Source organism: Streptomyces lusitanus, assembly GCF_042647945.1.
In the GTDB taxonomy this organism is placed as follows: Bacteria; Actinomycetota; Actinomycetes; order Streptomycetales; family Streptomycetaceae; genus Streptomyces; species Streptomyces pseudogriseolus.
Genome location: NZ_JBHRWL010000010.1, coordinates 76474 through 94865, shown reverse-complemented (window position 1 = coordinate 94865; position 18392 = coordinate 76474). Strand labels below are relative to the sequence as shown.

Genomic DNA, 18392 nt, shown 5'->3' with positions numbered 1-18392 from the left:
TGTTAGTGGGTGGATGACTTGATGCAGCATGTAGGGTTGGCGAAAACACGGCACATCCCCGAGCTTTCTCTTGACGGGCTCATGCTCTGCCGAGAGGGAAGCGGAAAAATGCGTGTGTGGAGTGTTCAGGAGGTGGCGCGTGACCAGGTGAGGCACCAGGCGAACGGTCACGATGCGGCTGCCCCTGCGGACAAGGTCACCGAGGCAGCTGCCCAAGAGCAAGACGGCGGGTCAGATGAGGCGGGCGGTCCCTCCATGCGAACTGGCGGATCCGAACGGCTGACTGCCGTCCAGACAGTGAGACACAGAAAGTGGCAACACGTCAGCACCTTGTGGTCCAGGCCTGGTTGGGCTCTGCACGAGTCGGAGCAAGATGCTCAGGACCCCCCAAGGGGGCTCCAGAGTGCGGAGTGTCATGGAACAACGGAGAGGCCCCTTGGCCGAACGACCCGTCTGCAAGACACAGCAACGGGACACGGGACACGGTAAGTGTTGTCGGCCGCACCGAGCCGACCGACCCGGACAACAACCCACCAAGCCGCACTGACCCCACCTCAGCTCCTGGCCCGGCCGGCCAAGCAGGTTGTGGCGAGCAAGGACGGTGCGGCAGCTGTCCCGCCTTTCACACCGCTCCAGCACTTCCCAGGCGGGCGCGAGTAATTCATGTGAAATCCATTGTTAGATCTAAGGCGTGGTTGAGGTAGGGTGCGGCATGGAGGTGAGCTCTGTGCCCGCTGAGGACGAGATGTTCCGTGCCGTCGATGCGCTGTTGGAGGAGGTCGCTCAGGACGAGCTTCCGCCGCCCGACGAGCGCAGGCGTTTGCGCGAGGCCGCGGGACTGAGCCAGGAACAGATCGCGAAGGCTCTGAAGAGCCGACGGGAGACCATCGGGAACTGGGAGTCGGGGGCCACTGAGCCGCGGCCGCCCAAGCGCGCCGCATACGCCCGACTCCTGGAGGGCCTCGCCGCACGCTTTCCCGCCCCGGCGCCGGCGGTCCAGGAAGTGTTCACCGGCCGGATTCCGGCGCCGGCGGCGGGGCGACCGCGGCCGGAGGCGCAGAAGGCGACGAAGCCGCCGGCCGTCGCGACGGCCGGGCAGGCGCGGTTTGAGAACGGTCCGCTGGCCGTCGTCGACGTCGATGACGACGGCCGGGTAGTCGCGTACTGCGTGGGCGGGCTGGTTCTGGACGTGCCCGCCAAGAGCATCCCGGCGCTGGTCGACTGGACTCTTACGGAGGCGCGCCTCGGGCAGGCGCGGCTGCATCGCCACGGCAAGGACGCCGACCCTGTCCTCGTCCTCACCGCGTCCGCGCTGGAGCGTTACGGCCTGCCTGCCGAGCTGTCGCCCGAGGAGCGGCGTGCCGGACGGCTCGCGGCCGGCCACAAGGTGCTCAAGCAGATCGCCAAGGCGGGGCAGCAGCTCACCCAGCGCGGCTTCGGCGCGTGGGCCCGGGTCTACCGCGAGCCGGAGGGTTCCCGGCGCCGGTGCGTGCAGTTGTGCGTCCCTGCCTGGGGCGCCCTGCCCGTCGACGAGTGGGACGACAAGAGCAACCCGCTGCTGCCCACCATGCACGCTGCCGACCTCGCGCGTTTCCTCGGCACGTATGCGGAGCGGGTGATGACGCCGCGCGGCACCACGGCGGTCACGGGCCTGGAGCTGATGACGGCGCTGCGCCCGCCGACCCGGGCGCAGAAGGACGAGGCCACCGGCGAGTTCAGGCAGGCGTTCAACGACGACGCGCTCACCGGGCTGTACGACGTGGTGGAGTGCGAGGTCCCGGACGAGCATCCGCTTCTGGAGGGGAGGTACGAGCGGCACCATCAGCGCACCCCGGCCGAGATGCTGATGGAGGAGCCCTACAACTGGTGCCGGCCGCTGACCGATGCCGAGTGCATGCAGCCGTACCTGGTCGCGATCGACGTCAACATGGCGTTCGCGGCGGCCGCGAACGGCCTCACGGTCGGTTTGAACGGCCCCACCCATGTGAAGAACCCGGCGTTCGACCCTGCGCTGCCCGGCTCGTGGCTGGTCGACCTCTCCCACGTCGACCTCTCCCGCGTCGAGGCGGGCGGCCGCAGGATCGATGCCGGCCTGCTTCCCTCGCCGTTCACGCCGACCGGCGAGCACCCGGCCGGCCCGGCCTGGTACGCCACCCCGACCGTCGCCTACGCGGTGGAGCTCGGCTTCGACGTCGCGCCGGTCGAGGCGTATGTGCGTACCCGGACCGGCCGCTACCTGGATCCCTGGTACAAGCGGCTGCGTGACGCGTACGTGGAGACGATGGCCGACCTCGGCGTCACCACCGCCATGAGCGGGAGTGAGTTCCTGGACGCGATGGCCCGGTCCAAGGACGTCGACCCGGCCCTGTCGCTGGTGCTGAAGGCGATCAAGGCCACGGCGAAGGGCGGTATCGGCAAGCTGCGTCAGCGCAACCGGGGCCAGGTGCCGTACTACGAGCCGTGGCCGGCCCTGGAGCGCAGGACGTGGCGCCCCGACATCCGGGCCGCGGTCCTGTCCACGGTCCGGGTCAGCATGCATCGCAAGATGCTGAAGACCGCCGCCGTGGCCGGCGTCTACCCGGTCGCGATCGGCACCGATGCTCTCGTTTATCCTTCGCCCGGTCCGTCCCCTCTCGACTTCCTGCCGCATACGCCCGAAGGCAAGCCCGCCCCGGGTACGTTCCGGCTCGGCGTCTCGCCCGGGATGGTCAAGCACCAGGGCACCCAGACCGTGTTGTGGGCGGAGCAGCAGTTCGAGGAGCACGGCGACGTCTTCAACATCGCCAATCTCATCAAGACGGACCAGTCGGCCGGGGAAGGCGAGTAGCCCACGATGGCGGAATCGATCGGGGACGGCCTGGACCGCGCGCTGGAGTCGGCGTTCACCCGCCGTCCCCCGCAGAGCGCCCAGGCGCAGATGAAGTACCTGGTCAAGCAGCTCAAGGGCACCATGGCCACCGCGCAGGCGCTCGGGATTTCCCAGCGCACCGTGGAGCGGTACGTCAAGGGGCAGCTCAAGCGTCCCCGCCCGGATCTGCGCGGCCGTATGGAGCGCGAGGTCAGGAAGCGGTGGCAGCCGCAGGTGAGGGCGAGGGCGAAGAAGAGGGCGGCCTCCACCGGCGGCCTGGTCGTGTCCACCCGCGCCCGCTTCGGGTTCACCGCCGCGCCCGGCACCACCGATGACGCCCGCATCCGCGACATCACCCAGGCCCTGCCGCCCGAGTACGCCGACCGCCTGTTCACGTCGCGGGAGCAGGGCGCCACCGAGCAGCAGCTCCAGCAGATCGCGGCCGAGGGCCTGGCCCAGATGTACTTCCGGGCGAACGACACCCGCGCGCGCGGCCTGGGCGTGGAGTTCACCGACGTGGAACACGTCGACATCGAGCTGTAGGCCCTCTGCCGACGCGAGTGCGTTGCTCATGAGCGGGGAATGCGACGATGCCGTCTGGTGACCCCCGGGACGCGCTGGCGGTGCGACCTACGGGGAGGCCGAGGCCCTGTCCTGGACGACGAGACCGGCGAGCACCGTACCCACCCGGTCAGGCTGGACGAGTGACTGCGCCGGCACGGGGCCGGGGCCGGCCACCGGTCCCACGTCTCCTGGCATGCCGCCCTGCGCGGTGCGCTCGGCCTGGCCGTCGCGGGGGACCTCGCCGCTCGAAACCGGCGGTGGCTGGACTGCGTGCGTGAACGGCGTGCCGGGTGGCGTGGTCCCGCGGTCGTCGGCGGGGGCACGGAACATGTCCGGTCCGCCTGACCGCGGCGGCCGGTGGTCTCGGGCAGGCGATGGCGCCGGCGGCCCGGTCACCACGTGGTGCCGGCCGGCTCCTCGATGGTGGTGTTGATGCGGTTGAAGAAGTTGGTGAGGGCGATCATCAGGATGATCGCGGAGAGTTGTTCCTCGGTGAAGTGGTCCGCGGCCTCGTTCCAGATTTCGTCGGCGACGGCCTTGCCGGAGCGGTCGGCGATGCGGGTGGCGGCCTCGGTGAGGGCGAGGGCCGCGCGTTCCTCGTCGGTGAAGAAGGGGGTCTCGCGCCAGGCGGCCACGGCGTGCAGGCGTTCGTCGCTCTCGCCGTGTTTCTTCGCGCCTGTCACTCCGGCGAACACGCAGGCGCTGCAGCCGTTGATCTGGCTGGCCCGCAGGTGGACCAGTTCGAGGATCTGCGGGGCGACGCCGCCCTGGTACATGGCCTGGTGGAGGGTCTGGATGCCTTTCATGGCGTCCGGCAGGACCATGGCGGGGTTCTTCATGCGGGCGGTGGGGGTGGTCGCGGCGTTCATCCGGTGCCTTCCTGAGGATGCGTCATGTCGTGCGGGGGGGGCCGGGGCCGCCGGGACGTGGGGGATGTCGTCCCGCGGCCCCGGTGTCCGGGCTGTCCGCCGAGGGGGTGGCCGGCGGTCAGGCGGCGCTGAGGACGGCCGCCGAGTTGAAGCCGCCCCGGCCGCGGGCCAGGACCAGGGTGTGGCGGAGGGGCGTCCGGCGGGGTGTGGTGACGAGGTCGACCGGGCAGTCCGCGGCGGGTTCGGCGGTGCCGACGGTCGGCGGGATCACCTGGTCGCGCAGGGACAGCAGGGCCGCGGCGACGTCGAGGGACGCGCCGCCCGCCAGCAGCCGCCCCGTCATCGACTTCGGCGCGGTCACCGGTACTCCCCGCGGGCCGAACAGGGCGGCGAGCGCCTCTGCCTCGGCGCGGTCCGCGGCGCGCGCGCCGGCCGCGTCGGCGAACACCACGTCGATGTCCTCGGGCAGCACCCCGGCGTCGTCCATGGCCAGCCGTGCGGCGTCGCGGAGGCGCGGGGCCCCGCCGCCGTCGAAGGTGGCCGCGTACCCGGTGAACGCCCCGTAGACGTGGGCGTCGCGTTCGCGGGCGGCGGTGGCGTTCTCCAGCACGAACAGGGCGCCGCCCTCGCCGACGACGTGCCCGCAGGCCTCTTCGGCGAACGGCAGGTAGGCGCGGGCCGGGTCGGCGACCTGGCTCAGCTCGCCGGCGGCGAGGTGCGCGGCCCAGCCCCACGGACACAGCGCCGAGTCGACGCCGCCGGTGACCACCAGCCGGGCTCCCTTGCGGACCTGCCGGCGGGCGTGGGCGGCGGCGTCCAGGCCGCCGGCCTGTTCGGAGACGACGACCCCGCTCGATCCGCGCAGCCCGTGCCGGATGGAGATCTGGCCGGTGTTCACGGCGTAGAACCAGGCGAAGGACTGGTAGGCGCTGACGTGCTGGCCGCCCTTGGACCACAGGGCCTGCAGCTCGCGCTGGCCGAACTCGAACCCGCCTGCGGAGGAGGCGGTGACCACCCCGGCTCCGCACCCGGGCAGTGCCGCCGGGTCGGTGCCGCAGTCGTCGAGGGCTTCCTTCGCGGCGGCCAGCGACAGCCGGGTGACGCGGTCGGTCTGCGGCAGCAGCCGGCTGGGCAGGTGCTCGTCGTCGACGAAGCCGGGGACCTCTCCGGCGAGGCGCACCGGGTAGCGGGAGGCGTCGAAGCGGGTCAGGGCGCGGATGCCGCTGTCGCCGCGCAGGGTCGCGGCCCACCATGCCTCGGTGCCGAGCCCGTTGGGCGCGGCGACGCCGATGCCGGTGACGACGGAGCCGACGGTGGCGCGGGCGTCCGCCCGGTGCGCGGGACGGCCCAGTGTGGCTGTGGTCATGCGGCCTCCTGAAGTCGCGGCCGGGTCAGGACGATGGCGCTCTGGAAGCCGCCGAAGCCGCTGCCGACGCTGAGCACGGTGTCGGTGCGCTGCTCGCGTGCGGTGAGCGGGGTGTAGTCGAGGTCGCAGGCCGGGTCGGCCTCGTGCAGGTTGGCTGTCGGGGGCACCGTGTTGTGTTCGATCGCCAGGGCGCTGGCGGCGATCTCCAGCGAACCGATCGCCCCCAGCGAGTGACCGATCATCGACTTGATGGAGCTGACCGGCACCCGGTAGGCGTGCTCGCCGAGGCTGCGTTTGAACGCGGCGGTCTCGTGCCGGTCGTTCTGCTTGGTGCCCGAGCCGTGGGCGTTGATGTAGTCGACGGCGGTGGGGTCGAGGCGGGCCTCGTCGAGGGCGGCGCGGATCGCCTCGGCCATCTCCACGCCGTCCGTCCTCAGCCCGGTCATGTGGTAGGCGTTGCTGCGTCCGGCGAACCCGGCGATCTCCGCGTAGACGCGGGCGCCGCGCCGCCGCGCGTGTTCGAACTCCTCGAGGATCAGCACCGCCGATCCTTCGCCGAGGACGAAGCCGTTGCGGGAGCGGTCGAAGGGGCGTGAGGCGGTCTCCGGCTCGTCGTTGCGCGGGCTGGTCGCCTTGATGGCGTCGAAGCAGGCCACGGTGATCGGGGAGATCGGCGCTTCGGTCGCACCCGTCACCATCACGTCGGCGCTGCCCTCGCGGATCAGGTCGGCGGCGTGGCAGACGGAGTCGATGCCGGAGGTGCAGCCGGTCGACACCAGTGACACCGGGCCCTGCGCGCCCGCCGCCATGGCCACCTCGGCGGCCATGGAGCTCGGCACGAAGTAGTCGAAGAGGTGGGTGACCGCCCGCGTGTGGTCGACCTCCCAGGTGCTGCCGTTCTCGCTGACCACGCCGTACTCGTTGTCCAGGCCGGTGGTGCAGCCGACGGCGCTGCCCAGGGTGACACCGGTGCGCACCGGTTCCAGCGCGCCCGCCAGTCCGCTGTCCTCGAGGGCCTCCCGGGCGCTGACCAGGGCGAACTGGGCGGCGCGGTCGAGACGGGCGGCGTCGGCCGCGCCGATTCCGTGCGCGGCCGGGTCGAAGTCCGCCTCGGCGGCGATGCGCGAGCGGAAGGAGCTCGCGTCGAACAGGGTGATGCCCCGCGTGGCGGTGCGGCCCGCGGTCAGCGTGTCCCAGAACGCGCGGGTGCCCACGCCGCCCGGGGCCACGACCCCGATGCCGGTGATGACGACCCGCCTCATCGGTTGTCCCTCACAGTTGTCCTCCAGATATGAGCCCAGGTACGAGCCGGGTGCGCCGCACCACGCGGCAGGCGCGCCCGATCAGTCGGGGGGCGTGCGGGCCGCGGACGAAGAAGTGGTCACCGGGGACGGTGCGCCGCACGAAGCGGCCGGTGGTCCAGCGGGCCCAGCCCTCCAGTACGGCCGGGCCGACGACGGGGTCGTCCTGGCCGCCGACGGCCAGGATCGGCACGGGGAGCGGGCCGCCGGGGTCGGTGAGCGCGCCGGTGCGCAGTGCGGCGGCGAGCTTGAGGTCGTCCCGCAGCAGGGGCAGCACGCGGCGGTACCAGAGGCTGCCGGGAGCGGCGAGCGCGCCGTCGGGCGCCGCGCCGAGGCCGGTGGCGAACCGCAGCAGCAGTCCGTCGGTCAGCTCGTCGTCGTCGCAGGGCGGCGAGATCTGCGGCGGGGGGCTCGCCCCGACGGCGAGGCAGGCGGGCGCGGGCAGCCCGTGCTCCGTCAGGGCGCGGGCCAGGGTGTGGGCGACCAGGCCGCCCAGGCTGTGCCCGTACAGCACGTACGGGCGGCCGTCGGCGACCTGCTCGGCCAGCGGTTGAAGGAGGGTGTCCAGCAGGTCCTCGCGCGAGGTGATCCGCGTCTCCCGGCGCCGGGCGCCCCGCCCCGGCAGCGGGACGGGCACGGTCCGCACGCCGGGACCGGTGCCGGTGCGCCAGTGGGTGAACCCGGACACGCCCGCGCCGGCGTGCGCGAAGCAGTAGAGCGTGACCGGTGAGCTGTCCCGCATGATGTACCGCACCTCCTCGGCCGCCGTGGTGGAGCGCGTCGACTGGTCCGAGCCTCGCCGACGTACCTGGAGGAAGACTCGAATCGGCCATGTGCGCACGTGCCTCGTCCGCCGGGGGCGGGGGCTGCGGGCCGGGCGGGTGCGGGCCTTACACCACGCACGTCGTGGCGTGGGCGGGAGCCGGGGCGGTGACCGGCTTCGCGGATTCCGTCCCGGTGGGCACGGTTGCCGCCGGTGGTGCCGGGGCCGCCGGTGCCGGTGCCAGGGCGCGCGTCGTGAGGCCCGGCGCGCCGCCTGTGTACGCGGTCGGATCGAGCAGTTCCTCCAGTTCCTCCACGCTGTGGTGGGCGGTCACCTCCGGCAGTGTGCGCAGCACCGCCAGCAGCGGCACCCCGCGCGCGTCCGCCGCGTGCGACGCCCCGGCCAGCAGGTCCTTGGCACGCGCCCGCCCGATGCGCGGCGCGAGCAGCGCGGCCAGCCGCTCCGTCACCACCTGGCTGCCCGTCAGGCCGAGGTTGCGGCGCATGCGGTCCGGGTCCGGTGTCAGACCCTGGGCCAGCTCGGCGGCCGTGACGGCGGCCCCGCCCGCCAGGCGCAGCGCCTCCCGCAGCAGCAGCCACTCCGCGTGCCACACCCCCGCCGAGCGTTCGTCCTCCGTCATCAGACACTGGGTCAGCCCCGTGGCCAGCGGCGGCACTTGCAGGGCGGCGCTGCGGATCAGCGTGGACAGCACGGGGTTGCGCTTGTGCGGCATGGCGGAGGAGCTGCCCCGGCCCGTGACGGCGGGCTCGGCGATCTCCGAGATTTCCGTACGGGCCATCACCTGCACGTCCGCGGCGAGCTTGCCGAGGGTGCCGGCCGTGAAGGCGAGCGCCGCGGCGGTGTCGGCGACCGGGGTGCGCAGCGTGTGCCACGGCAGGGCCGGGACGGCCAGCCCTGTCTCGGCGGCGAAGGCCTCCACCAGCCGCTCCAGGTACGCGTCGGCGGTCGCGGTGCCGGCGGCCCCGGGGGCGGCGTACTCCAGGTATCCGGCGAGTGTTCCGGCGGCCCCGCCGAGCGAGACCGGCAGGGCGTCGCGGGCGGCCCCGACGCGGGCGGCGGCGTCCGCGACCAGCCGGTGCCAGCCCGCCGCCTTGAGCCCGAACGTGGTGGGGACGGCGTGCAGGGCGAGGGTGCGGCCGGCCATGACGGTGTCGCGGTGCCGGCCGGCCAGCGCGGACAGCGCTGCGGCGGTGCGGTCGAGGTCGCCGAGGATCAGGTCCAGCGCCCGCCGGCACATCAGCATGGTGCCGGTGTCCAGCACGTCCTGGCTGGTGGAGCCGCGGTGCACGTACTCGGCGGCCTGCGGGTCCTCGGCCGCCACCGCCTCGGTCAGCGCCCGCACCAGCCCCACGACGGGGTTGGCCGTCTCCCGGGCCTGCACGGCGAGCGCCCGCGGATCGAACCGCTCGGCGCGCGCCGCGCGTGTGATGGCGCGCGCGGCTGCGGCGGGTACGGTGCCGAGGGCGGCCTGGGCGCGTGCGAGGGCCGCCTCGGCGTCCAGCATGGACTGCAGCCACGCCGTCTCGCTGACGGCTTCCTCCACGGGTGTCCCGGCGCGCACCGGGGAGAACAGTCCGGCGTCCGGACCGCCGTCGAAGGGAGGGGTCGGGCGGGTCATGGGGTCATCTCCAGGAGGTCTTCCGGCAGGCCGGGCAGGGCGACGGTGAGGCGGGCGGGGGCGAGGCGGAGCACCGCCCGGGCGATGGCGTCGGAGTCGCCGAGGATCACCGAGTCCACGCCCGGCCGGATCCCGGCGGCCGTCACCCAGTGCACGGACTCGGTGGGGACGCCGTAGGCGAAGCGGCGCGGATGGGCCCGGCCGAGGGCGTCGACGGTCCGGTAGGGCCGCTCGGAGACGGCCAGTCCTCCCGACTCGTAGGCGGCGCGGGCGGCGCGGATGCGGTAGGGCGCGGCCTGGCCGGTGGCGAGCAGGTGCCGCAGCAGGGGGTCCGCGGTGCGGCGCAGGTCGGGCTCGGGCAGCCGCGCCTCGATCAGCGCCGACGCGCGCACGGGCGCCGCGTCGACGTCGTCGGCCGTGGCCACGAACGCGGCCCGGCCGCCGCTCGTGTGGAGGGTGATGCGGGTGCCCGGCCCCAGCGGGCGGACGACGTCGGCCTCGATCAGCGCGTGCAGCTCCTCGATGCGGGAGACGGGCGGGCCGATCGACAGGAACGCGTTGAGCGGGGTGTACCAGCCCGCCAGCTCGTCACGGTAGGAGTCACCGTCCAGGCCTCCGTGGTCCACCGCGAGGCGTATCTCGTTGCGCAGGTCGCGCAGCACGTCGAGGGCGGCCTTGAGCGGTCCGCCGACGTTCCCGGCCCGGGCCTGGCGGACGTCCTCGGCCAGGTGGTCCAGCAGCCAGCGCCGGAACTCCGCGCGGTCGGCGAAGCGCCGTCCCGCGGTGGGACGCTGTACGAGGTCCCAGTCCCACCGCACGGCGGGGCCGATTGCGTGGGCGTCCAGGAGGCGGGCGCGGGCCGGCTCCGTACCGGCCGTGAGGAAGGCCGGGACGAACGCCGCCGCCTCCTCGGCGCGGCCGGCCGTGCGCAGCAGTGTCTCGTAGTAGACGCTTTCCACCTCCAGGCGGATCAGCGGCCACAGGTCGGCGCGGAAGCGGACCGGCTTCCCGGCCGGACGGCGCCTGCGCAGGGCGCCGATGACGTCGGGGGTGAGCACCCGGGGCTGGTGCCGGCCGGCCGCGCCCTTCTCGTTCTCGCCGCGTGCGTGGTGGGGGACGCCGCGGCGCGAGCCGGCGTAGATCAGCGGTTCACGGCCGGAGGGCAGGTAGGCCAGGCCTCCCGAGCGGCGCACGAATTCGCCTCCGCGGCCCAGGGTGAGCAGCGCCATGCCGTCGAAGAAGTTCAGCCCCAGCCCTCGCATCAGGACGGCCTGCCCGGACGGGACCGAGGACAGGTCCACGTCGGCGGGGTTGGCCGGGGCGATGTACGTCAGCCCGTGCCGCACTGCCGCACGCCGCCAGGCGGACTCCTGTGCCGATTCGCGCAGCGGCACGTGGCCCTGGGCGAGGACCACGGCGTCCAGGCCGCGCAGCCGGGTGCCGTCGGCGAGGGTGAGGATCTGGGGGCCGCCGGGTGTGGCGGACTGGTCCCGCAGGGCCACGGCGTACGTGCGGTGTTCGACGACACGGCAGTGCGCGGGCGCCCGCCGCACGATGCGGTGGTGGCAGTACTCCAGGTAGCTGCCGTAGAAGGCGCGGGTCGGATAGGCGTCCGGGTGCAGGTTCGCCGCCTCGGTGTAGGTGGCGGCGCCGAACCGGTCCGCGGGCGAGGCCAGGACGACGGAGCGGGCCCATTCGTACAGGTCGGGCCCCGGTTCCACGGGCCCTTTCATCGTCACTGTGTCGTCGGTGAACACCGTCACCTGGGAGGCGACGGTGTTCATCAGCAGCAGCCGCGACTGGTCCGTGCGCCAGACCCGGCCGGCGCCGGGCCGGCAGGGGTCCACCAGGTGGATCGTCACGCGGCGCGGTGACGGGGCGGCGGCCCGCTCGTTGGCGCAGATCCGCTCCAGCACGGACAGGCCGCGCGGCCCGGCGCCCACGATGCACAGGGTGAGGTCCTCGGCGCTCACCTCGTGCTCCCGGCGCTGCCGGGGGCGGGCGGGGTACCGCGCCGGTGGCGGGTGGTCATGGTCGGTGCTCTCCTCACGTCGGTGCGGCGGTGGCGGTCATCGCCGCGGACGCCGGGGCCATCCGCACCGGCGGCTCGTCGGCGAGCACTGCCAGCGCGTCGGACACGGTGACCGGGCCGCCCGTGAGACCGGGCAGTGCGTGCAGCAGCCGGGCGCACTGGCGGACGAGGCGTGCCGCGTCGTCGTCGGCCAGGCGCGCCCGGTCGTGGACCGCGGCCAGGACGAGGCCTTCGTCGCTGTCCCGGTGGGCGAGCAGGGTCACGGGGAACGCCGTGTACGTACCGGCCGTGCGGGGCGTGCCCACGCTGATGCCCTGGGCGGCGAGCGCGGCGCGCAGGGCGCCGGAGCCGTGCCGCTGCTGTTCGAAGACGACGAGGCTCTCCACGAGTTCGTCGTCCGTGCCGCGCCCGGCCCACTGCTGGATCTGGCTCAGCGAGACCCATTCGTAGGCGGCCATCTCGAAGCTCTGGTCGCGTAGTTCGGCCAGCAGCCGGGGCACCGGCGCCGCCGGGTCGACGCGGACGGTCATGGGCAGCGAGTTCGCCAGCAGGCCGGGCAGGCGTTCGACGGAGTCCAGGGCGATGCCGCGGCCGGAGACGGTGACGCCGAAGCCGACCAGGGCGGGGCCCGAGGTGGCGCCCGCCCGGTACAGCAGCAGCGCCCATACCGCCTGCAGCACGCCGGCTTCGGTGGCCGCCCATGACGCGGCCCAGTCGCGCAGCCGGCCGGCCGGTGCGGCGCCCAGCCGGGCCTCGGCCCGCCCCGCCCCGGTCAGACCGGTGGCCGGGCCCGGGGCCGCGGGCCGTACGAGGGTGGCGGCGTCGGGGGCCGCCGAGGACCAGAAGTGCCGGGCGGGCGCGGTGTCCTGCCCGGCGAGCCAGCGGGCGTGGTCACGGCAGTCGGGCCGTCGTTCACCGCCGGGCAGGCGGCCTCCGGCGAGGTAGGAGCGGTAGAACTCCTCCAGCAGGACGGACACGCTCCAGGTGTCGAGCAGGACCGGGTGGAAGGTGAGCAGGATCCGCACCGACGGCGGGCCGCCGTCGGCGGGGGCCGGCTCGTCGACGAGGGTGAGCCGCAGCATGCCCGGGGAGCGCGGGTCGAAGCCGCGCAGCCGGTCGAGTTCCATGATCGCGTCGAAGTCGACGGCGCCGGCGGGATGGCGGACGACCTCGGCGCGGGCGTGTTCGTGCAGCTCCAGGCGCGGCCCGGCGTCCCAGGTGAACGCGGCGCGCAGGACGGCCTCGTGGTCGAACACCGACTGCCAGGCCGCGGTGAACCGGCCGGTGTCCAGCGGACCGCGCCAGCGCCAGTGCAACTGCTGCACACAGGGGACGGTGTTGCGGCGGGCGAGCAGGGCCCGTTGCTGGGCGGTGACCGGCACGGACGTGGTCCCGTCCTGCGGGGATTCGCCGGCCTGCTCCCGTACCGCCTTCTCCCGTACCGTCTTCTCCCGTGGCGCGGGGGCCGCGGCCGTATCCGGCTGCCCGGCGGTCAGCGCCGCCAGGGCGCGCCGGTCGGCTCGCCCGTCGGGCAGCAGGGGGATGTGCGGCACCGGGTGCAGACAGGACGGCACCAGGTGGGACGGCAGCCGTGACCTCAGGGCGGCGCGCAGTTCCGCGAGCGGAAGGCGCGTCACCACGTGCGCGACGATCCGCGAAGGACCGGGAGGGTTGCGGGCCGTGTGGACGGCGGCGTCGCGCACACCGGGCAGCGCCACGAGGGCGGCGCGCACCTCGCCGAGCTCGCCCCGGTCGCTCATGTCGGTCTCCCCCTGTGTTCGGCAGCAGGACGGGACGGGCCCGGCCCCCTGCCGCCGCGGGCGCCGTCGGGCCCGGTCCCGCCGCCTCCCATGACATGGCCCCGCGGTCGAATCCGGCTGTGGCGCCGCTCGCGGACCGCTGGCGCGCGCGGCGGTGGGTGCCGCGGGCGCCGGGCAGCGGCCGGTGGACGGGCCGGGGGCGACGACCGGGACGCAGGGGCCTTGCGACCGTTCCTCGACCGGTGGTCCAGCAGACCGCTCGAGGATGCCGCCAGGTGGGGAGGTGAGGGCACCTCCGAACGGCGTGAGGAGTGGGTATGGAGAAGGTCGTTTCCCGTGACGGCACCACGATCGCCTACGAGAAGGCCGGAGACGGCCCGCCGATCGTGCTCCTCAACGGATCGTTCCGCGACCACACCATTTTCGACGCGCTCGTCCCCGAGCTGACGCCGCACTGCACCACCTACGTCTACGACCGCCGGGGACGCGGCGAGAGCGGGGACTCCCCCGAGTACGCCGTCGCCCGCGAGATCGAGGACCTCCAGGCGGTCATCGAGGCGGCCGGCGGGTCCGCGGTGGTGTTCGCCGGCTCGTCCGGGGCGAACCTCGCGATCGAGGCGGCCCTCGCCGGCACTCCCATCACCAGGCTGGCGCTGCACGAGCCGTTCTACCGCGTCGACGGCTTCCCCAAGCCCCCGTGGAACGTCGCCAAGACCTTGCGGGTCCTCATGGAGCAGGACCGCCGCCAGGAAGCCGTCGAATACTTCCTCGGCAGCTTCCTCGGACTGACCCCGGACACGGTCGCCCAGTGGCGCAGTGGCCCCATCTGGGCGATGAACGAGGCGAACGCCCACACGCTCGCCTACGACGTGAGGATCTGCGGTGACTGCGCCGTCCCCGCCGACCGGCTCGCCGGCTACCGGACCCGGACGCTGGTCCTCAACAGCTCCGGCACCAGCCAGTGGCTGCGCGCGGCGGCTCAGGCCACGGCGGCCGCCCTGCCCAACGCCCGCTGGCTGGAACTGCCCGGCTCCTGGCACCGGATCGACATGGACGTCCTCGGCTGGACCCTGGCCGAGTTCGCCACCGCCTGACCGTCCCGCTCCGGCACGTCACCCACGTTCTAGAAGGGCATCACCGTGATCACAGCTGACCCCCCGACCGCCGGGGCCCCCGTGCGGGCGGCCGGAGCCGCCGCCCGTGAGCGCGGCGCCACCGTGTGGCTGACCGGGCTGCCGAGCGCGGGCAAGACCACCCTGGCCCGCGCCGTCGCCGAGCGGCTGGCCGCCGCGGGCCGCCGGGTCGAGGTGCTCGACGGTGACGAGATCCGCCGCCACCTGTCCCGGGAACTCGGCTTCACCCGCGCGGACCGGCACACCAATGTGCTCCGCATCGGCTTCCTCGCCGAACTGCTCGCCTCGCACGGTGTGCTGGTGCTGGTCCCGGTGATCGCCCCGTACGCGGACAGCCGCGAGGCGGTGCGCGAGCGGCACGAGGCGGCCGGCACGACCTACCTGGAGGTGCACGTGGCCACCCCGGTCGAGGTGTGCTCCGTACGCGATGTGAAGGGCCTGTACGCCAAGCAGGCCGCGGGCGGACTGACCGGACTCACCGGTGTCGACGACCCCTACGAGGAGCCCGCGGCACCCGACCTGCGCATCCGGACGGAGGGCAGGCGGGTGGCGGACACGGCCGCCGGACTGCACCGCTTCCTCGTCGAGAGGGGCCTGGCATGACGGTCCTGACACCGAGTCCGTCGGGGCTCGCCCGCTCCGCCCCCGCCCTCTCCCATCTGGACGCCCTCGAGTCGGAGGCCGTGCACATCTTCCGTGAGGTGGCGGGTGAGTTCGAGAGGCCGGTGATCCTGTTCTCCGGCGGCAAGGACTCCATCGTCATGCTGCACCTGGCGCTGAAGGCGTTCGCGCCCGCGCCGGTGCCGTTCGCGCTGCTGCACGTGGACACCGGGCACAACTTCCCCGAGGTCCTCGAGTACCGCGACCGCACGGTCGCGAAGCACGGGCTGCGGCTGCACGTCGCCTCGGTGCAGGACTACATCGACCGCGGCGTCCTCAAGGAACGCCCGGACGGCACCCGCAACCCGCTCCAGACGCTGCCGCTGACGGAGAAGATCCAGGCGGAGAAGTTCGACGCGGTGTTCGGCGGCGGCCGGCGCGACGAGGAGAAGGCCCGCGCCAAGGAGCGGGTGTTCAGCCTCCGCGACGAGTTCTCCCAGTGGGACCCGCGCCGCCAGCGCCCCGAGCTGTGGAACCTGTACAACGGGCGGCACGCCCCCGGCGAGCACGTGCGCGTGTTCCCGCTGTCCAACTGGACCGAGCTGGACGTGTGGCAGTACATCGCCCGCGAGAACATCGAACTGCCGCAGATCTACTACGCGCACGAGCGCGAGGTGTTCAAGCGCGCCGGGATGTGGCTGACCGCGGGCGAGTGGGGCGGCCCGAAGGACGGCGAGAGCGTCGAGAAGCGCCTGGTGCGCTACCGCACCGTCGGCGACATGTCCTGCACCGGCGCCGTCGACTCCGACGCCGACACCATCGAGAAGGTGATCACGGAGATCACCGCGTCCCGGCTGACCGAGCGGGGCGCGACCCGCGCCGACGACAGGCTGTCCGAGGCCGCGATGGAGGACCGCAAGCGCGAGGGGTACTTCTAGCGATGACCGTTCTCGAGACCGGCGGCGCGACGACGACCGCCGACACTCTGCGGCTGGCCACGGCCGGCTCCGTCGACGACGGCAAGTCCACCTTGGTGGGCCGGCTCCTGCACGACTCCAAGTCCGTCCTCGCCGACCAGCTGGAGTCGGTCACCCGGCACGGCACACCCGACCTCGCCCTCCTCACCGACGGCCTGCGGGCCGAGCGCGAGCAGGGCATCACGATCGACGTGGCCTACCGCTACTTCGCCACGCCCCGGCGGCGGTTCATCCTCGCCGACACCCCCGGCCATGTGCAGTACACCCGCAACATGGTCACCGGCGCGTCCACGGCCGAGCTGACGGTGATCCTGGTCGACGCCCGCAACGGCGTCGTCGAGCAGACCCGCCGGCACGCCGCGATCGCCGCCCTGCTGCGCGTCCCCCATGTCGTCCTCGCCGTCAACAAGATGGACCTCGTCGCCTACGCGGAATCCGTGTTCGCCGCGATCGCCGAGGAGTTCACCGCCTACGCCACCGAGCTGGGCGTGCCCGAGGTCACCGCGATCCCGATCTCGGCGCTGGTCGGGGACAACGTGGTGGAGCCGAGCGCGCACATGGACTGGTACGGCGGCCCCACCGTCCTCGAGCACCTGGAGACCGTGCCCGTCAGCCACGACCTGACCCGCTGCCACGCCCGGCTGCCGGTGCAGTACGTGATCCGCCCGCAGAGCCCCGAGCACCCCGACTACCGCGGCTACGCGGGCCAGATCGCCGCCGGAGCCTTCCGCGTCGGCGAGTCCGTCACCGTCCTGCCCTCCGGGCGCGCCACCCGCATCGCCGGCATCGACCTGCTCGGCCGGTCCGTCGACGCGGCCTGGGCCCCTCAGTCGGTCACCCTCCTGATGGAGGACGACATCGACATCTCCCGCGGCGACCTCGTCGTCCCCAGCCGGTTCGCACCCCCGACCACGCAGGACGTCGAGGCGACCGTCTGCCATGTGGCGGACGAGCCGCTGCGGGTGGGCCACCGGGTCCTCCTCAAGCACGGCACCCGCACCGTCAAGGCCGTCGTCAAGGACATCCCCTCCCGCCTCGCCCTCGACGACCTGTCCCTGCACCCGCGCCCCGGACAGCTCGCCGCCAACGACATCGGCCGGGTGAGGATCCGTACCGCGGAGCCGCTGCCGGTGGACTCCTACGCCGACTCCCGCCGCACCGGGTCGTTCCTCCTGATCGACCCCGCCGACGGCACGACCCTCACCGCGGGCATGGCCGGCGCCTCCTCCACCGCGCCCGAGCCGGTGCGCGACGAGACCGCGGACGACGGGTGGGACCTGTGACCGACGTCCGGGGACGCACCGGTCCTCCGTTTCCCGGCCAGGGCCCGGCCGAGGTGTCCGACGCGCCCCGGCCGGCCGTGACCGCCGGGCCGCCGGGAGGAACGCCTGCCGTGTCCGTCACCGCCCCTCCGCGCCGTACCCTCGCCGCGCTGGCCGCTGTGGCGCTGCTGCTGCTCGCCGGCTGCGGCTACGGCTCCCGGGCCGCCGACCGGGGCGCGGCACAGGCCGTTCCGGGAGCGCCCCTGACCGACGGTCTGGACACCGTGCGCATCGGCTACTTCGCCAACGTCACCCACGCCACCGCACTGGTGGCCCACCGCAAAGGCTTCCTCCGGAAGGAACTGGGCGGCACCCGCGCCCGGTACGCGGTGTTCGACGCCGGCCCCTCCGAGATCGAGGCGCTGAACGCGGGCTCGATCGACATCGGCTGGATCGGCCCCTCCCCCGCGGTCAACGGCTACGCGAAGTCGGGCGGCACCAGCCTGCGGATCATCGGCGGCTCGGCCTCCGGCGGCGTGAGACTGGTCGTCGACCCGAAGAAGATCAGGACGCCGGCCGGCGTCGAGGGCAGGCGGATCGCCACCCCGCAGCTCGGCAACACCCAGGACGTCGCCTTCCTCCACTGGGCCGCCGCGCAGGGCTGGAGCGTCGACCCGATGACCGGCAAGGGCGACGTCACCGTCGTCCGCAACGACAACAAGGTCATCCCGGACGCGTTCCGGTCCGGGTCGGTCGACGGCGCCTGGGTGCCGGAGCCGACCGCGTCGAAGCTGGTCGCCGAGGGCGGGAAGGTGCTGCTCGACGAGGCGTCCCTGTGGCCGGGCGGACGGTTCACCACCACGCACATCGTCGTGTCGCAGACGTTCCTGAGGGAGCATCCGAAAGCCGTCGAGGCCGTGTTGCGGGCGTCCGTGGCGGCCAACCGGTGGATCAAGGCCCACCCCGAGGAGGCAAAGGCCGCCGCGAACGAGCAGATCGCACGCGACGCCGGCAAGGCGCTGCCCGCCGAGGTCATGGACCCGGCCTGGGCGTCGCTGGAGGTGACCGACGACCCGCTGGCCGCCACCCTCGCCGCGCAGGCCGACCATGCCGTCCGCGCCGGCCTGCTCGAACGTCCCGACCTGCGGGGCATCTACGACCTCACGCTGCTCAACAAGGTCCTCACGGCCGAGGGCGGAAGTCCCGTCGACGACGCCGGGCTCGGCGTGCGCCGGTGACCCCGGTCGACGAGCACAGAACAGGAGGTGACGACCATGA

The 18392-nt window shown here is 73.6% G+C and carries 14 protein-coding genes; 7 read left to right on the top strand and 7 right to left on the bottom strand.

Going from position 1 to position 18392, the window contains the following annotated elements; translation table 11 throughout:
* Positions 1 to 712: 712 nt before the first annotated feature.
* Both tap and tpg read left to right on the top strand, forming a co-directional pair.
* The gene (gene tap / locus ACFOSY_RS17980; RefSeq protein WP_394307943.1) at positions 713 to 2827 is read left to right on the top strand and encodes a telomere-associated protein Tap; all 2115 of its coding nucleotides are present in this window, start codon (positions 713 to 715) and stop codon (positions 2825 to 2827) included.
* 6 nt (positions 2828 to 2833) lie between these two features.
* The gene (gene tpg / locus ACFOSY_RS17975; RefSeq protein ID WP_394307940.1) at positions 2834 to 3391 is read left to right on the top strand and encodes a telomere-protecting terminal protein Tpg; all 558 of its coding nucleotides are present in this window, start codon (positions 2834 to 2836) and stop codon (positions 3389 to 3391) included.
* A gap of 413 nt (positions 3392 to 3804) precedes the next feature.
* Here the strand turns inward: tpg and ACFOSY_RS17970 are convergent, their stop codons facing one another.
* From ACFOSY_RS17970 to ACFOSY_RS17940, 7 genes are all read right to left on the bottom strand, one after another.
* On the bottom strand, positions 3805 to 4281 hold the full coding sequence (locus ACFOSY_RS17970; protein WP_394307938.1) for a carboxymuconolactone decarboxylase family protein: 477 nt from the start codon (positions 4279 to 4281) through the stop codon (positions 3805 to 3807).
* Positions 4282 to 4399: 118 nt separating this feature from the next.
* Complete coding sequence (locus tag ACFOSY_RS17965) at positions 4400 to 5647, bottom strand: ketosynthase chain-length factor (RefSeq protein WP_394307936.1); 1248 nt, start codon at positions 5645 to 5647, stop codon at positions 4400 to 4402.
* A complete protein-coding gene (locus ACFOSY_RS17960) occupies positions 5644 to 6909 on the bottom strand; it encodes a beta-ketoacyl-[acyl-carrier-protein] synthase family protein (protein WP_394307934.1) in 1266 nt (421 codons plus the stop codon). Before ACFOSY_RS17960 ends, ACFOSY_RS17965 begins: the two co-directional genes overlap by 4 nt.
* 10 nt (positions 6910 to 6919) lie before the next feature.
* A complete protein-coding gene (locus ACFOSY_RS17955; protein ID WP_394307931.1) occupies positions 6920 to 7690 on the bottom strand; it encodes a thioesterase II family protein in 771 nt (256 codons plus the stop codon).
* Between the two features lie 148 nt (positions 7691 to 7838).
* Positions 7839 to 9350 carry a lyase family protein gene (locus ACFOSY_RS17950; protein WP_394307929.1) on the bottom strand — a complete coding sequence of 504 codons (1512 nt, stop codon included), beginning with the start codon at positions 9348 to 9350 and terminating at the stop codon, positions 7839 to 7841.
* Positions 9347 to 11323, bottom strand: coding sequence for an FAD/NAD(P)-binding protein (locus ACFOSY_RS17945; protein ID WP_394307927.1), 1977 nt, complete (start codon positions 11321 to 11323; stop codon positions 9347 to 9349). The genes ACFOSY_RS17950 and ACFOSY_RS17945 overlap by 4 nt, the downstream gene beginning before the upstream one ends.
* A gap of 73 nt (positions 11324 to 11396) precedes the next feature.
* A complete protein-coding gene (locus tag ACFOSY_RS17940) occupies positions 11397 to 13142 on the bottom strand; it encodes a condensation domain-containing protein (protein ID WP_394307925.1) in 1746 nt (581 codons plus the stop codon).
* Positions 13143 to 13459: 317 nt separating this feature from the next.
* On the opposite strand from ACFOSY_RS17940, the gene ACFOSY_RS17935 reads away from it, so the two are divergent.
* The 5 genes from ACFOSY_RS17935 (at position 13460) to ACFOSY_RS17915 (ending at position 18352) form a co-directional block, all read left to right on the top strand.
* On the top strand, positions 13460 to 14236 hold the full coding sequence (locus ACFOSY_RS17935) for an alpha/beta fold hydrolase (RefSeq protein ID WP_394307922.1): 777 nt from the start codon (positions 13460 to 13462) through the stop codon (positions 14234 to 14236).
* A gap of 81 nt (positions 14237 to 14317) precedes the next feature.
* Positions 14318 to 14878: an adenylyl-sulfate kinase gene (gene cysC, locus ACFOSY_RS17930; protein WP_394307956.1), complete on the top strand. Its 561-nt coding sequence runs from the start codon at positions 14318 to 14320 to the stop codon at positions 14876 to 14878.
* On the top strand, positions 14875 to 15813 hold the full coding sequence (gene cysD / locus ACFOSY_RS17925) for a sulfate adenylyltransferase subunit CysD (RefSeq protein WP_394307920.1): 939 nt from the start codon (positions 14875 to 14877) through the stop codon (positions 15811 to 15813). Before cysC ends, cysD begins: the two co-directional genes overlap by 4 nt.
* Positions 15814 to 15815: 2 nt before the next feature.
* Positions 15816 to 17135 carry a sulfate adenylyltransferase subunit 1 gene (locus ACFOSY_RS17920; RefSeq protein ID WP_394307917.1) on the top strand — a complete coding sequence of 440 codons (1320 nt, stop codon included), beginning with the start codon at positions 15816 to 15818 and terminating at the stop codon, positions 17133 to 17135.
* Positions 17136 to 17245: 110 nt separating this feature from the next.
* Entirely contained in the window at positions 17246 to 18352 is a 1107-nt protein-coding gene (locus ACFOSY_RS17915; RefSeq protein ID WP_394307915.1) for an aliphatic sulfonate ABC transporter substrate-binding protein, read from the top strand.
* Positions 18353 to 18392: the final 40 nt, after the last annotated feature.